This is a genomic window from Cyanobium sp. HWJ4-Hawea, assembly GCF_024345815.1.
In the GTDB taxonomy this organism is placed as follows: Bacteria; Cyanobacteriota; Cyanobacteriia; order PCC-6307; family Cyanobiaceae; genus Cyanobium_A.
The window spans coordinates 19,173-34,559 of the sequence record NZ_JAGQBV010000004.1 but is presented as its reverse complement, the minus strand read 5'-3'; the positions used below and the strand labels follow the sequence as shown (position 1 = coordinate 34,559).

Sequence of the window (15,387 nt, the reverse complement as noted above, 5' to 3'; positions counted from 1 at the left end):
GCCATCCTGAATGCACATCTACCCGCCTTTGCCGGTGTTCTGCCTGGCTGATGGACTTTGTTGATCTATTGCTGATCTTGGTGATGGGCCATTTCCTGGGGGATTTCGCCCTCCAGAGCAGCCGCATGGCCAAGGAGAAGTGACCTGGGCCCAACCATTCCCTGCCCTGGGGCTACTGGCTCACCGCCCATGGTGCAGTGCATGGTTTGCTCGTGGCTCTATTTACGGGAATACCGCTGCTGGGGCTGGGTGAATGGATCTTGCACATGCTCATTGACTTGGGCAAATGTCGAGACAGATATGGCTTACCCGTTGATCAGGGCCTCCATCTGCTCAGCAAGCTGCTCTGGACGGTGATCTGCATTTTTGTGCTGCGCCGCTAACCATGACCCTGGCCCTGCTCAGCGCTGATCAATTAAGAGCCTGCCCACTGTTTCAGTCGCTGGACGCCAGTGATCTGCAACTTTTGCTGGAACGTCAACTGCACACGCTGATCGGCGTAGATCAGTTGCTGGTTCAGGAGCACGATTGGGGGGAAACCATTTTTTTGATTCGCGATGGTCTAGCCAAGGTGCGTTGTTTCAGTCCGGATGGCGAGGAGGTGGTGTTGTCGATACTTGGCCCCGGCGATCTTTTTGGTGAGATGGCCCTGATCGATGAACAGCCCCGCTCCGCTGATGTGCTGGCACTCACCGAGCTCAACCTGGTGAAGCTGGCCGGTGCCCCCTTTCGGCAATTGATGCTCAACCGCCCTGCTCTGTCTCTGGCGATTGCCAAATTAGAAAGCCAGCGCTTGCGCACCCTCAATCGCCGTTTTGCCATCCATTCGGCTGATGCCACCACGCGCCTGTTGAATGCCCTTCAGGAATTGGCCTGCCGCAGCCGGGAGCCTCAAGATCCTCTGGCGCCGATTCCAGCCCTGGCCCAGCGTGAATTGGCTGCCCTGGCTGGATTATCGCGGGAAACAACGTCTCGAACCCTGAGCAAGTTGCGGGAGCGGGGCCTGCTCGAGGAAAATGCAATGGGATTGCGTTTGCTCTCGCTCGAACCGTTGCGCCGGCGTGGTTTGCTCTGAGGTTGTTTGGCTTGGGCGCCAAGCTGATCGATTTATGCGATTGTTCAACCATGTTCCGTCGGAGCAATTGCCGTGCCCTTGGTTCGTCGCCGCCCGATGCTTGTCTGTGCTGGGGTTGGCCTGGTGCTTGCCGCAACCGCTAGCTGGAGCCAATCGCAATCCAACAGCCAATTCCCCGGCAGACGCATCGGTGGCGGCACCCGAGGTGAATGCACATCCCGCTTGATTGCCCATCTGGCGCCGGCCAACAACATCCAGGGGGTGCTGCCCGGCCAGCCGGTGCGGTTGGCGGTGTTGCAGGGTCCCTCAGTGCAAACCTATCCATTGCTGGTTTCGGTGCAGGGAGTTCGTACCTACCAGCTGGAGCCCCAGCCGCTGGGGGTGCGGCTGCTTACCCTGCCGCCCCTCACCCACAACAGTCGCTGGGAGAGCTCCTACCTCTGCGCTCCGAACAACAGCGCCTCAGCCGATCCGCTCAGCTTTGTAACCACGGCGTCGCCGCCGGCCCAGAGCCTTTTGCAGCTTGGTGTGGCACCCATACCCCTACTGCAACAACTGGCTGCCAAATGTGGAGGCAGCGTGCCCACCGCTGAGGTGCGCAACCTCTTTGGTGGTGATCCCCTGCCGGGCGAATGGCCCGATCAATTGCCAGTGAGTTGTCAGCAACTTTGAAGCTCGTAAACCTCAATGGTTTGATCCCTGCCCTTCAGAGGGAATGCACCCCAACTCAGAAACTGCCATTGCTCTGGATTATTTAGAAGCTGCAGTGTCTCCGCTGAAAGCAGTACGCGACACAGATTGTTCATGCGTTCTTTGTGCAGAGCCTCCAAGCGTGCACTCACATTCACCACATCGCCGATCACTGTGTATTCCATTCGCTCGCTGCTCCCCATGGAGCCGGTGATCACCTCGCCACTGTGTAAACCAAGGCGCAAATGCAGTGGCGGTTGCTGGTTTTGAGCTAGTTGTTGGTTTAATTGCAATACCTTTACTTGCAGTTCAGCGGCAGTGCGCATTGCCTGGGTTGCGGTTTGCCGTGAATCCTGGAGTAGGGGTACTCCAAACACAGCCAGAAAACCATCGCCTGTGAATTTGTTGATCATGCCGCCGTGGCGGTGAATTACCTCTAGAAATTGCGTCATGCCCCCATTTACCCAATGCAGGGTTTCAGCAGGTGCTAGGCGTTCTGCCACCTTGCTGAAGCCAACAATGTCAGCAAAAAGTATCGTTACCGGCAGCTGGCGGCCGGGAAAACTGCCATCCTCCAGCAGTGTCTCCCGTTGTTTCCACAGTTCCGCTGCCACCTCTGGTGAGGTTGTTTGTCCCAGTAATCGTTCAATCTGGCGACGTTGTAGTTGACCGGCTGCACCACGCCTCAACCAACCGGCGGCGGTCATCGCTGCAAGGCTGGCCATGGGAACGCTTGTATCAACCCATAACCCTTGTAAAAGGAGTCCGAAGCCAAGCCCAAGAAGTAGTAATTCGCTAACTATCAGTAGCAAGCCACTTCGGCGCATGGCCTTGGCTCCCTCGCCGATCCCTATGCCTAAAGCTGCCGTAAGCAGAAGCACCACTAGCCTATTCCAATCGGGCAGCACTGATGTGCGAAAACCGCCATTTGGCTTGAGATCGAGCAGGGCTGCCAGTCGCTGGGCATGTACTTCTACCCCTGGCATGGTGGCTAAGCGAGCTGTTCCGCTAAAACGGGTGAATGGCGTGTTGAAGTTGTCGCGAAGGGAGGCAGCGGTGCTGCCGATTAGAACGATTGCACCATTCAGTTGCGCCGGTGGGATCTGGCCATCAATTAGTTCGCCAAGGCTCCATTGGCGGAAGCTGCCCGGTTGTCGATAGGGCAGTAGACGTTGCCGCCCAGATGAATCAACCTGTTGGTAACCGCCGGAATAAGGATGTAGCCATTGGGATTGCAGCCATGCCGCTGGGAATTGTTTTTGTAGTTGATCGCTGCCCTGGGCCACTTCGAGAAGTCGCAGGGGAAGCGCAATAATGGAGGCTGGCTGGCCCTCCACATGTACTAGATCCCTGCGGAGGACCCCGTCGCCATCTAACACAAGATCGTTGAAAGCCTGTTGCTTGGCCGGCGTTCCTGGTGGAGGAGGAATCGATTCCGCTTGATTGAAAATCGCTATCAATCTTCGGTTTTGCTGCAATTCCTTGCGTAGGGCCAGGCTGCCCGGATCGATGCCTTTGTCTCGGTAGATATCTAGGCCGATGGCCTTCGCGCCCGCTTTGCTTAGTTGTTGAACGGCCTCAGTGAGGATCAGATCGTTAACGGGCCAGCCAAAGCGGCGGATGTCTGCTTCGCTGATGCCTACCAGCTTGATTGGGCTATCGTGTCCGCTGGGGGCTGGGCGCAGCTGCAGCGAGGTGTCGTAGAGCAATAGGTTGAGGTTTTCGCCAATGCTGCTACTGCTGAATGCCCAGATCAACAGGGCGGCAATTCCGTATGGGGTAACTACAGCGAGCCATGGGCTCCAGCGGCGAGCCATGCTTAGAACCTCAATTTGAGCTGCGAATAAAGCCCCTTGCTCAATATCCAGTCATTCCAGAGCGGTTGGTTTTCCGTAAGGAAGGGATTTACCCAGCCAATTTCCACACTCCAGCGATCTGTATGCAGCCAGCGAAGCAACACCCCCCCTGCACCGGCTGTATCGCTGAAGCTGAGTGAATTGCGGTAGCTCTGCACGCCTCCAGCTCCAATGAACGGTACCAGTTGCAATCGCTGCTTGGCATTGCTCCATAGGTTATAGGCCAATTCAAGGCTGCCTAGATAACCGTTGTCGCCGCTAACAAGTTGCCCAGGTAATCCTCGTAGGCCACTGTCGCTGCCGAGGGTGAACCCCATGTCGCTGGTAAGTGAGTTAAGGGATAGTTGACCAGCTGCCCGCCCGGTGAGGGTCAGTTGGCTCCAAGGGGTCCATTGGCTCAGTAGTGATCCCCCTAGGGCGCGAGCGTTGCCTGGATTCACTCCAACTTCAGCTAGTTCCCGTTGTTGGCTATGGGTGGAGAAGGCGGGTATGCCTTGGAGCCCGTAAATTTGCCCTGCCCAGGCCAAGGATTGGCTGGAGCCTCTAAAGCCAACTCCTACCTTGACAAATCCGGTGCGCAACCAGCCACTTTCACCGCCACCAATGATCAGTGGCACGGCATCTCCATTGAGGAACACATCGTTACGATTGAGGCTAAGGCCGGCGAATGCAAACCATTGCTGCGCTAGTTCATCAACAAATGTCCAGTTCAATTGGCCGTAGCCCTGCAATTGTTGATAAGAGAGATCGTGATAAAGTCCTGAAAGTTCCACCAAATTGCGGCGGCTTGATCCAAAGGCGCCGGTGATGTTGAGTTGATCATTGATGTTGGCGGTGTAGCTGATCGATCCGAGTAGATAGCCAACTTCCAGGTCCTGATCGCTATCAATTTCCCCGTACACCAGCAGTTGGTCGTTGCTCTGGACTAGGGAGGATTTGCTCAGTGTCAGCAGTGCCCTCGCTTCGCCTGTGCCGGAGTTGCCGTCGTTGCGCAGGCTTAGCTCCCCTTTGATTGGCTGGGCAGCCGGCTCTACGCTTAGTATCAGAACTGCCTTAGCAGGATCACTGCCGAGCCGGCCAAGGTTTCCCCTCACCGCAGCCACATCCGGTCTTTGGCGCAGCCGTTGAAGTGCAGCCTCGAGCTTGGGCAGTTGTAAAGCAGCCCGTTGTAGAGGTGCCAGCAAGCGTCTAGTGCGTTTGGCGAGGTTGGCATCAGTGCTTTGAACCCGCAATTCGACCAGCCGCCCTTCAACAAGTTCTAAGCGGGGGCTCTTGCTTAGGGGATCCACAATCACCCTTGAGTTGATGTAGCCCTTTGCCACAAGTTGGGCCGTGAGCCTAGAGGCACAGTCCTTGATCAACTGAGCAGGCTCTTGATCGAGGTTTTGCTGACAGCGTTCTATCTGCTTTTGCAGCAGCTGCGGACTGATCAACTGGGATTTTTTCAGTTCTGGGCTTAGTTGCAGGGAATTGGGGATGGTTTGGGCTTGGGGGCGTTCGATTGGGATACTGGTTGGCAGTCGCACCGGGCCTGGTTGCAGTGCTGGATCCACCAGTTGAGCAAACAGCCACAGCATTAGTGAGTAAGATCACGCTGGCAGGTAATTCTGCCGGAAGCTGTCAGATTGGTGTTTCGCAGGATGCACTAAGGAGATTGGCTTGAGATGATAGGAATTGTGCATAGGGGTCTGGCGGGGCTGGTCCTGGCATCGGTCATGGTCCAGGGGTCTCCCCTGCGGGCCCAGGTCACTGCAAGCGTTGGAGATGGCGACCTTGGAACAGTCGTTGGTGGCAGCGGTTCTACCTTTGAGATCACTGGAGGCACCCAGCGAGGCAAGAACCTTTTTCATTCCTTTGGTCGGTTCGATGTGCCTCCCGGAAGCGCTGCTGTTTTCGACGGTATTGGCACCTCAGGTGTCGAAATCATCTTCGGACGTATCGAAACGGGGCCCAGCAAACTGGCGGGTCCGCTGCTTCTTCGCAACTGGGGTGGCAATAATCCGGAGTTGATGCTTATGAATCCCTTAGGTTTTTTGGTGGAAAATGGTTTTTCTGCTGCGGGAATTAGCAAGTTGTCGTTGATGGCAACCGATGCGTTGTTGTTCAAGAATTCAAGTAATCCAGCGGTTTTATTTCCCTTTGATTTGGCTATCCAAAAAAATGGGTTGTTGGTTGCAAATCCCAACTGGATCAGTGCCTATATGGTTGGTTTTCTGATGGATTCCAGCACTGGACGTGGCGGCGGGTCGATCAAGGTGAGTGGTGGCGGCCAGGCTGAGAAGTTAAATCTGGTGGGCTCCGCGATCACCGTGGAGGGCGCTCCTCTCAAAGTTGATCAGGCGCGTTTTGTAGCCCAGGGTTACGATGGTGCTTTTGTTCTTGATTCAACTCCGGGTTTTCCAGGCACCTTTCAAGTAGGTAGATTTACATTTAGTACCGGAGCTTTCACCCCTTATAGCTCAAGTAGCCAGGTTGGCAGCGTAGCCTCAGCGGAAGGCTTTGTAAGTAGTACTACCCAGTTGTCAAGCCTGGCCGGGATGGGTAGTCCCTGTGGCAGCGCCTGCCCTCCTGGCACTCTGCAGATTCTTGTCGCGGTGGAGCCTGTAAATGGTTCGAGTGCTGCTCTGCAGCTGATTGGTCGCCAAACGGTTTTGGGCCCGTGGGTGGCAGCTAACGGCTTCACCAGCGGCAATCTCACCAGCCACTCTTCTCTGGTTGGTGGAGGTGTGTATAGCTCGTTGATTTCTGTAGTTCCAACCCCTACGCCTACGCAAACCCCTACGCCTACGCCAACCCCTGCGCCTGCGCCAACCCCTGCGCCTATGCCTACGCCAACACCGGCGTCAGCTCCAGTAACCACTTCAGGCCTGGCTGGACCACCATCTGGCCTGAATATCGAGCCTGGATTTGACGCTGCGGCGGCAGTTACGCCCCCTGCTGCAACACCGCCACTGATGACCCAGCTCTCGGTTGAGCGGTTGTCACCTGCCCAGGCCCGGGCGAGCTTGGAGCAGTCGGAACTACGCAGCAGCGAAAAGGTTGCTGCGGCCCTTGGTCTTAAACAGCTTGATGCTGCATCCATGCCAAGCACCGCCGATTTGCAGCGCAGCCTGCGGGAGGTGATGAATGCTGTGCGCAGTGGCGATGGCCAACGGGCGGGGCTAAGTACGGATCCGGGCATTGGACTTTTGGCCAGTACCCAATCAGGTATTCCAATCTCAGCCTTGGGCCCAGCGTTTAATCACGCTATCTATAACCCGGCAATTTTACATCTGCGTTATTTGGGGCCTGGTGAGCAAGCCGCCCCAAATTCTGCCAGGGCCCATTTGGAGCTGGTATTGATCACCGCAAGCGGTGAACCTATGGGCCTGCGGGTTGAAATCCGTGCCAGCGAATTTCGCGAGTCGTTGCAGAAGTTGTATGGCGCTGTCGCCCGCCAGGAGCCTCTGTTGGTGCAGGATCCCCAGTCCCCATCCCGAAGCTTATATCGCCAGATTTTTGCGCCCCTGCAGCCCCTTTTGCAGGAGCAAAAGATCACGACCCTGCTGCTCAGCGCCGACCAGGGGCTGCAGGCAATTCCCTACCCCGCACTCCACGATGGCCTGCAATTTCTTGGGGAGCGTTATGGATTAGCGCTGACGCCATCGTTAAATCTCACCAATTTGCGCGTACCCCTGGGCAGGGGTGGCGGATTACTTGCCCTCGGGGCTTCTCAGTTCGATGGTCTTGCCCCCTTGGCCTTAGTGCCAGAGGAATTGCGATCAATCGCCGCTGGCCAGCGCGCAAACATCTACCTGAATCAGGCTTTCACTCCAGCATCACTACTAATTACTGCCGCCGACAGCCGCTACCGGCGTGTGCATGTGGCAACCCATGCGGAATTTCTGCCAGGAGGGCCTTCCCAATCGCGCATTTATACAGGTACGGGACCGGTGGCCCTAAGCGAGTTTTCTGGTTTGCGAAGTCGTCGCCAAGACGCCAGCCTTGATTTGATCAGCCTCAGCGCCTGTCGTACGGCCCTAGGTGATGGCGAGAGTGAGCTTGGTTTTGCCGGCATGGCACTACAGGCAGGCGCCCGTAGTGCCATGGGCAGCCTCTGGTATTTGGATGATGTGGCCACATCGGCTTTCTTTGTGCAGGCATATCGACTAATTGATGCCGGCGTGCCTAAGGCCGAGGCCCTGCAGCTGACCCGCCAGGCTTTTTCCCGTGGACAGATCCGTCTGGAGGGCGATCAGGTAGTTGGTGTGGACGGTGAGGTGTTGCTGTCAGGATTGGATAAGAGTCAACGAAGAATTGTTGCCTCCGGGCTCAGTCACCCATATTTCTGGGGTGGCATTCAGCTGCTTGGCTCCCCCTGGTAGCAAGTTGTTTCGGCAGCTCCACAATTCAGCTCTGCAGGTAGGTGGTTTGCCTGAGGCTGGTTTCCAGGTGATCCATCAGCCTTTGGGCGTCGCTGATCTTGAGGTCGCCCCGCTGGATGGCGGCTTCACTGGCCACCCGCAGCCTTTCCAGCAGCAACCCAGGTTGATGTTCCATCGCCTCCAACACCTTGGCATTGGTGTCGCCGCGCACCACGTGGTCCACCTGGTAGCCGCCGCCAGGGGCCAGACGGATGTGCACGGCGTTGGTGGTGCCAAACAGGTTGTGCAGGTTGCCCATCACCTCCTGGTAGGCGCCGCCCAGAAACATGCCGATTAGGTAAGGCTGCCCCTCCTGGGGCGCATGCAACTCCAGCAGGGGCTTGGCCTGGCCATCGCCAATGAAGCGGGCCAATTTCCCATCGGAGTCGCAGGTGAGGTCGGCGAAGTGCCCCAGCCGGGTGGGTTCCTCATCCAGCCGGTGGATCGGTAGTAGGGGGAATAGCTGCTCGATCGCCCAGGTGTCTGGAGCCGAGCGGAACACCGAGAGGTTGGCGTAGTAGGTGCCCGCCAACGCCGCCCGCAGGCTCTTGAGGTCATCGGGGATGGCACCCCCGCGGGGCAGGCGCTCCACGATCGCCGTGGCGCAGGCCCAGGTGAGCTGTTCGGCCAAGGCCCGCTCCGGCAGGCCCAGATAGCCCAGCCGGAAGGCCGCCAGGGCGTCGTCCTTGAATTTGATGGCGTCGTTCCAGGCTTCCTGCAGCCGCGAGAGGGAACCTTCCTCAGCGCTATTCGCCGCGGTGATGCCCGCCAAGGTTTCCCGCAGGTTGCGAACCGTGAGCGGTTCGTCCTCCTTGCCTGCCGGCAGGGCCGCTGGCACCTGGGCGCTGCCCAGCACGTTGAACACCAACACCGAGAAATGGCTGGCGATGGCCCGGCCGCTCTCGCTCACCAGGGTGGGCACCTTCACCCCATGGGGTTCGCAGCACTCCCTCACCGTGGCCACCACGTCGTTTGCGTAGTTCTGCAGCGAGTAGTTGGTAGAAGCGGCCGTGGCCGTGCGGCTGCCGTCGTAATCGACCCCCAGGCCGCCGCCCACATCGAGGTAGCCCATTGGGGCCCCCAGTTTGGTGAGCTCCACATAGATCTGGCCCGCCTCCTGCAGGGCGTCCTTGAGCACGGCGATGTCGTTGATCTGGCTGCCCACGTGGAAGTGCAGGAGCCTGAGATCCCCGAGCAAATCAGCTGCCCGCAGGGCCTCCACCGTGGCCAATAGATCCGGGATCGAGAGGCCGAATTTGGCCTTGTCGCCCACGGAGCTGCCCCAGCGACCGGTGCTGCGGCTGGAGAGCTTGGCGCGGATGCCGATAAATGGCGCGGCCCCCAGGGCATGGCTGGCCTTGATGATCCGCTCCACCTCGTCGGCCTGCTCGATCACCACCACCGGTTGGCGCCCCAACCGCCTGGCCAGGATCGCCGTTTCGATGTAGCGCTGGTCCTTGTAGCCGTTGCAGATCAGTAGGGCTTCTGGGTCGTCGATCAGGGATAGGGCGATCAGCAGCTCCGCCTTACTGCCCGCCTCCAGGCCGAAGTGCCAGCGGCGACCGCAGCTCACCAGTTCCTCCACCACGTGGCGCTGCTGGTTGCACTTCACCGGGAACACGCCCTGGTATTTCCCGCCATAGCCGTATTGGGCGATGGCCCGTTCAAAGGCGGCATGGAGCCGCTCCAGCCGGTCTTCGAGGATGTCGTCGAAGCGGATCAGCAGGGGCAGGCCCAGGTTGCGGCCCTGCAGACCCTGCACCAGATCAAACAGATCGAGGCTGCCGCCCCGTTCCCCCTGGGGCTGCACGCTGATATGGCCGCGGCCATTTACCGAGAAGTAGGGCTCCCCCCAGCGATCGAGGCTATAGAGGGCCGCACTATCGGCCACGCTCCAGCCAGCGGCGGCAGTTCTGGTGTCGCTGTTTGTCACGGTCACCAGAGGGTCTGCACGTTGGGCTCGAGCTGGATCATGCCAGTGCTTCCCAGTCTTCCTCGCCAACAGGTTCTAGGGGATCTACGTACTTGGACACGGTCCCCCGTAGTTCCCCCAGAGGGTCAGCTGGGGTTTCTTCTGACTGGTTGTAGCGACGCAATTCCAACGGAGCCCTGCCGTAACCAAGTTGATAAGGGTTAGGAGACCGTAGTTAACTTCCACACCTCTTGCCAATGGGCCCTGCCGCCGCAGACGATGTGGCAGATCAATCCCTTCATCTTTTGGATATGGCCGCCGAACGCAGTTTTATTGCCATCAAGCCCGACGGCGTTCAGCGGGGTCTGGTGGCTGAAATCCTTGGCCGCTTTGAGCGCAAGGGCTTCAAGTTGGTGGGCCTTAAGCAGCTCACCCCCAGCCGCGAGCTGGCTGAGAGCCACTACGGAGTGCACCGCGAGCGCCCCTTCTTTGCGGGCTTGGTGGATTTCATCACCTCAGGCCCCGTGGTGGCGATGGTCTGGGAAGGCGATGGCGTGATTGCCAGTGCCCGCAAGCTGATTGGCGCCACCAAACCCCTCGAGGCTGAGCCCGGCACGATCCGTGGTGATCTGGCGATCAACATCGGCCGCAACGTGATCCACGGTTCCGACGCTCCAGAAACCGCCGTCTTTGAGATTGGCCTGTGGTTTAAGCCCGAAGAGCTCAGCGACTGGACCCCTTCCGATCAGGCATGGCGCAGCGAGGGCTGATTCGGCCCAGCCAGGCGCATCAAAAGCGATCCCAGCGGAAGAGCTCCAATAAAGAGTGCTGCTCGGCGTTCACCCCCCCAGGGTCTAGGTAGGCGCCGAGCAGCTCAGCTGTGATCGCTGCTAGGAGCACCCCATTGCGATGGTGCCCTGCAGCCAGCGCCAGCCCTGCCAATGGACTGCCCCCCAGCAGGGGCCCTTCATCTGGGGTGCAGGGCCTGAAGCCCCACCAGCGCTCCATCGGGGGCCATTGGCTGGCTTCGGGCAGCAGTGCTTCGATCCCTGCCTGCAGCTGCCGCTGGCCGAAGGGGGTGAGCCCTTCGGTGAAGACCGCTTCCCGCTCGCTGGTGGCCCCCACCACCAGGAGGCCGTCCTCGCGGGGCACCAAGTAGGTGCCGGGCCCAAAGATCACCCTTTGCAAAGCATCCCGGGGCCCCTGCAGCGACAGCATCTGGCCCTTCACCGGAAAGATCGGCAGCTGGGGCATCAGCTGGGCGCTCCAGGCGCCGCAGCAGAGCACCGCTGCCCTGGTTTCAAGGTTGTGCAGTTCGGCGGCGGCATCGCGCACCCGCACGCCCGTTAGTTGGGCGTTTTCCTGCAGCAGCTCCAACACCTCCACGCCCTCTTGGAAGCCCACGCCCAGCTCCACGCAGGCCCGCTCCAGGGCTCGCATCAGCTGGCGGCGGTTGTCTATCTGGCCGTCCTGCCGGAACAGCAATCCCGCCTGCCAGCCGGGCCCGATGCCATGCAGTTCCTGCTCCAACCCCTGGCGATCTAGGGCTTCCCCCCAGGCGGCGGTGGGATACACATCTCGCTCGGCGGCGCTGGCAAAGGGCACCACAATTCCGCAGGGCCTTAGGCCACATTTCAGGCCGCTGTCGGCTTCGATTTGGGCCACCCAGCCAGGGGTCCGCTCCAGGCTGGCTTGGCCCAGGGCAAGCAGCTCCCCGCTGAGGCCTTCGGCGTGGGGGGCCAACATGCCGGCTGCCACGAAGCCTGCGGCCTCACTGCGGCGGCGGCTCAAAACAGTCACTGCCTGGCCGCGGCGAGCCAGCTGGTGGGCGATGGCCAGTCCCATCAGTCCGCCACCCAGGATCAAGACCGGTTGGGCGCCATGGGCCCGCCCTGGATTTATGGCCACCTGATTCGTCACCACTTGATGGTGGCACTAACCCAACAGGGTTTCAGCGCTCGGCGCTCCCCCATAGGATCATTCCAAGCAAATAGATGGGAGCCGGTAATGGCAGGGGCAGCTGCGGAAGCCGCATGGGAAGCCGTGATCGGCCTGGAGACCCACGTGCAGCTGGGTACCGATAGCAAGATTTTCACCAGCGCCTCCACCACCTTTGGAGACGAGCCAAACACCCACATTGATCCCGTTGTTTGCGGCCTGCCTGGCACCCTGCCAGTGCTGAACCAGAAGGTGCTCGAGTATGCGGTTAAGGCCGGCATGGCCCTCAACCTCCAGATTGCCGAACACAGCAAGTTCGACCGCAAGCAGTACTTCTATCCGGATCTGCCCAAGAACTACCAAATTTCCCAGTTCGACGAACCGATTGCCGAGGAGGGCTGGATTGAGGTTGAGGTGGCCGAGAAGGGTAAGGACACCTACCTCAAACGGATCGGCATCGAGCGGCTGCACATGGAGGAAGACGCCGGCAAGCTCGTGCACGCCGGCAGCGACCGCCTGGCGGGTTCAACCCATTCCCTGGTGGACTACAACCGGGCCGGGGTGGCCCTGGCCGAGATCGTTTCCAAGCCGGATCTGCGCACGGGAAGAGAGGCGGCTGAATACGCCTCAGAGATTCGCCGGATCATGCGTTATCTCGGGGTGAGCGACGGCAACATGCAGGAGGGCTCCCTGCGCTGCGACGTGAATATCTCGGTGCGGCGCGGGCCCGATGCGCCCTTTGGCACCAAGGTGGAGATCAAGAACATGAACTCCTTCTCGGCGATCCAGAGGGCCTGCGAGTACGAGATCCAGCGCCAAATCAAGGCCTATGAGACCGGCGAGCCGGTTGTGCAGGAAACCCGGCTTTGGGATGAGGGCAAGCAGCTCACCAAAAGCATGCGCAGTAAGGAAGGAGCCAGTGACTACCGCTATTTCCCCGATCCCGACCTGGGCCCAATTGAGGTGAGCGTGGAGCAGCGGGAGGCCTGGCGCGCCCAGCTACCCGAACTGCCAGGGGCCAAGCGGCACCGCTACGCCGATGATTTGGGCCTGTCGATCTACGACGCCCGGGTGCTCACCGATGAGCGCTCGATGGCCGAATACTTCGAGGCCGCCGTGGCAGCAGGGGCCGATCCCAAGGGTGTGGCCAACTGGATTACCGGTGACATCGCCGCCTATGTGAATGCCAACCGGCTGTCCCTGGCGGAATTGCCCCTCAAGCCGGAGCAGCTTGCCGAGATGGTGGGCTTGATTGATGACGGCACCATCAGCGGCAAGATTGCCAAGGAACTGCTGCCAGAGCTCTTGGTGCAGGGCGGCTCCGCTAGGGCGACCGTGGAGTCCAAGGGATTGGGAATGATCAGTGATCCTGCGGCGATCACGGCAATTGTGGATGAATTGCTGGCGGCCCACCCCGAGGAAGTTGATGCATTCCGTGGCGGTAAGTCCAAGCTGCAGGGCTTTTTCGTGGGCCAGCTGATGAAAAAAACCGGTGGCAAGGCCGACCCCAAGCTGGCCAACCAGATCCTCAGCACCAAGCTCAAGGGCTAATTCAGGCCCCACCCCTGAGACCCCGCTCGATCTGCGCCGCCAGCAGTTCAGGCCCGCCCCGGTTGTCGATCAGCCGATCCGCCAGGGCCCGTTTGCTCTCCAGGGGCCACTGGGAATCGATGCGGGCCTGGGCTTCGGCTTCGCTGAGTTGGTTGCGCTCCATTAATCGCACCAGCTGCTGCTGGGGGTCGCAATCCACCAGCCAGATTTCGCTGCAGAGGCCCCCCAGGCCCGCTTCAAACAGCAACGGGATCGTTAGCACCACCGCCGGCGCTGCTGCCAGCTGCTCCAGCTCCAGGGCAAATCGCTCCCGCACCAGGGGATGGACCAGCTGCTCCAGCCATTGCCGCTCCAGCGGATCGGCAAACACGATGCGCCCTAGGGCGGCACGATCGAGGCTGCCATGGCGCTCCAGCACCGCCAGGGCTGCTGGGCTGCCCGGTGCCAGGGCCTCCCGGGCAAAAAGGTCCGCATCCAGCACGGGCAGGCCGTGTTGATCCCCTAGGAGCTGGGCCACCCTGCTCTTACCGGTCGCTATGCCACCTGTAAGGCCAATGCGCCGCTGGGGGCCGCTCCAGCGCTGGGATGCACCGGCTTGGCTGGGGTCGACATCAGCCATGGACTGATCAGCCATCGAAATTTGGCGTTGGGGCTGCTGTTGTCCGATGCTCAGGTTCGCAGCAGTAGTGCCCTGTGTCTTCCCCCTGGCAGCCGATCCCCGGTGGCATTACGGCCCCGGTGGGTTTTAAGGGTTGCGGCATCACGGCCGGGCTCAAGGCCTCGGGCAACCCCGACCTCTCCCTGCTGCTCGCGCCGGAGGGCGCGGTCTGTGCCGGCACCTTCACCACCAGCGTGGTGCGGGCAGCCTGCGTCGATCTCTGCAGCGAGCGGCTACGGGCCAATGGCGGCAAGGCCAGGGCAGTGCTGACCAATTCCGGGCAGGCCAATGCCTGCACCGGCGATCGGGGCCTGATCGACAGCCTGCACGCCACCCAGGCTGTGGCCGAGCGCCTCGGCCTGGAAGCCGAGGAGGTGTTGATCTGCTCCACCGGGGTGATTGGTGTGCCGATCCCAATGGAAATCCTGCTGGCGGGTTTGGATCCCCTGGTGGCGGCTTTGTCTGCGGATCAGGCCGCTGGCGATGGGGCGGCGCGGGCAATTTTGACCACCGATTTGATCGACAAGCAGATCGCCCTGGAGGCGGATCTGGGCGGCCGGACCGTGCGCATTGGCGGCATGGCAAAGGGTTCGGGAATGATTCACCCCAACATGGCCACCATGCTCGGCTACATGAGTTGCGACGCCGGGGTGCCTGCGGAGCAGTGGCAGGCCATGGTGGGGCGGGCGGTGGATCGCTCGTTTAATTCGATCACGGTCGACGGCGACACCAGCACCAACGACACTTACCTGGCATTTGCAGCCGGCGAGCCCCTGGGCCAGGAGCACTGGCCGGCCCTAGAGATCGGCCTGACGGCGGTGTCGCAACATTTGGCCAAGGCGATCGCCCGCGACGGAGAGGGAGCCACCTGCCTAATCGAAGTGCAGGTCGAAGGTGCCAGGGATGGGGCTGACGCCCGCAGCATCGCCCGCACCATTTGCGGCTCTTCCCTGGTGAAGTGCGCCGTGCATGGCCGCGACCCAAACTGGGGCCGGATCGTGGCTGCCGCTGGCCGCTCCGGGGTGGTTTTTGATCCCGGGGCGGTGGCCCTATGGCTGGGCCCATTCCAATTGATGGAGGCCGGCCAGCCCATGGCCTTCGATCGGCCGGCAGCTTCTGCCTACATGGGCCAGCGGGCTGCCGGCGCCTACCTCCAGGACGACACCGTGTTGATTCGCCTGGTGGTGGGATCAGGCCCAGGCGTCGGCAAGGCCTGGGGCTGCGACCTTTCCGACCAGTACGTCCGTATTAACGCCGATTACACGACGTAGGCCCTCCGCCGCAGTGGCCATCCCCTGCCGTGG

Annotated in this window: 12 protein-coding genes and 1 pseudogene; 8 read left to right on the top strand and 5 right to left on the bottom strand. The window is 60.4% G+C overall.

Annotated elements, in window-relative coordinates; translation table 11 throughout:
• Positions 1-50: 50 nt before the first annotated feature.
• The 3 genes from KBY58_RS12935 (at position 51) to KBY58_RS01845 (ending at position 1,747) form a co-directional block, all read left to right on the top strand.
• The gene (locus KBY58_RS12935) at positions 51-143 is read left to right on the top strand and encodes a DUF3307 domain-containing protein (protein WP_315858014.1); all 93 of its coding nucleotides are present in this window, start codon (positions 51-53) and stop codon (positions 141-143) included.
• Positions 144-385: 242 nt separating this feature from the next.
• The gene (locus KBY58_RS01850; protein ID WP_315858013.1) at positions 386-1,075 is read left to right on the top strand and encodes a Crp/Fnr family transcriptional regulator; all 690 of its coding nucleotides are present in this window, start codon (positions 386-388) and stop codon (positions 1,073-1,075) included.
• A gap of 72 nt (positions 1,076-1,147) precedes the next feature.
• A complete protein-coding gene (locus KBY58_RS01845) occupies positions 1,148-1,747 on the top strand; it encodes a hypothetical protein (protein WP_255002578.1) in 600 nt (199 codons plus the stop codon).
• Here the strand turns inward: KBY58_RS01845 and KBY58_RS01840 are convergent.
• Both KBY58_RS01840 and KBY58_RS01835 read right to left on the bottom strand, forming a co-directional pair.
• Entirely contained in the window at positions 1,735-3,582 is a 1,848-nt protein-coding gene (locus tag KBY58_RS01840; RefSeq protein WP_255002576.1) for a CHASE2 domain-containing protein, read from the bottom strand. The genes KBY58_RS01845 and KBY58_RS01840 overlap by 13 nt on opposite strands.
• Before the next feature lie 2 nt (positions 3,583-3,584).
• The gene (locus tag KBY58_RS01835; RefSeq protein ID WP_255002575.1) at positions 3,585-5,198 is read right to left on the bottom strand and encodes a ShlB/FhaC/HecB family hemolysin secretion/activation protein; all 1,614 of its coding nucleotides are present in this window, start codon (positions 5,196-5,198) and stop codon (positions 3,585-3,587) included.
• Between the two features lie 87 nt (positions 5,199-5,285).
• Here KBY58_RS01835 and KBY58_RS12975 point away from each other — a divergent pair.
• Positions 5,286-5,912, top strand: a pseudogene (locus tag KBY58_RS12975) (hypothetical protein); the annotation flags it as partial.
• 663 nt (positions 5,913-6,575) lie between these two features.
• Positions 6,576-7,985 carry a CHAT domain-containing protein gene (locus KBY58_RS01825; RefSeq protein WP_255002572.1) on the top strand — a complete coding sequence of 470 codons (1,410 nt, stop codon included), beginning with the start codon at positions 6,576-6,578 and terminating at the stop codon, positions 7,983-7,985.
• 25 nt (positions 7,986-8,010) lie between these two features.
• Here KBY58_RS01825 and speA read toward each other — a convergent pair whose 3' ends face one another.
• Positions 8,011-9,957, bottom strand: coding sequence for a biosynthetic arginine decarboxylase (speA, locus tag KBY58_RS01820; protein ID WP_255002598.1), 1,947 nt, complete (start codon positions 9,955-9,957; stop codon positions 8,011-8,013).
• 290 nt (positions 9,958-10,247) lie between these two features.
• Here speA and ndk point away from each other — a divergent pair, with 290 nt between their 5' ends.
• Positions 10,248-10,706: a nucleoside-diphosphate kinase gene (ndk, locus tag KBY58_RS01815; RefSeq protein ID WP_254934615.1), complete on the top strand. Its 459-nt coding sequence runs from the start codon at positions 10,248-10,250 to the stop codon at positions 10,704-10,706.
• A gap of 19 nt (positions 10,707-10,725) precedes the next feature.
• On the opposite strand, the gene KBY58_RS01810 is transcribed toward ndk, so the two are convergent.
• Positions 10,726-11,838, bottom strand: a complete 1,113-nt coding sequence (locus tag KBY58_RS01810; protein ID WP_409995703.1) for an FAD-dependent oxidoreductase — start codon at positions 11,836-11,838, stop codon at positions 10,726-10,728.
• A 105-nt stretch (positions 11,839-11,943) separates the two neighbouring features.
• On the opposite strand from KBY58_RS01810, the gene gatB reads away from it, so the two are divergent.
• Entirely contained in the window at positions 11,944-13,425 is a 1,482-nt protein-coding gene (gene gatB / locus KBY58_RS01805; protein ID WP_255002570.1) for an Asp-tRNA(Asn)/Glu-tRNA(Gln) amidotransferase subunit GatB, read from the top strand.
• Position 13,426: 1 nt separating this feature from the next.
• Here gatB and coaE read toward each other — a convergent pair whose 3' ends face one another.
• A complete protein-coding gene (gene coaE / locus KBY58_RS01800; RefSeq protein ID WP_255002569.1) occupies positions 13,427-14,044 on the bottom strand; it encodes a dephospho-CoA kinase in 618 nt (205 codons plus the stop codon).
• Positions 14,045-14,118: 74 nt separating this feature from the next.
• Here coaE and argJ point away from each other — a divergent pair, with 74 nt between their 5' ends.
• On the top strand, positions 14,119-15,354 hold the full coding sequence (gene argJ / locus KBY58_RS01795; protein WP_255002568.1) for a bifunctional glutamate N-acetyltransferase/amino-acid acetyltransferase ArgJ: 1,236 nt from the start codon (positions 14,119-14,121) through the stop codon (positions 15,352-15,354).
• Positions 15,355-15,387 lie beyond the last annotated feature (33 nt).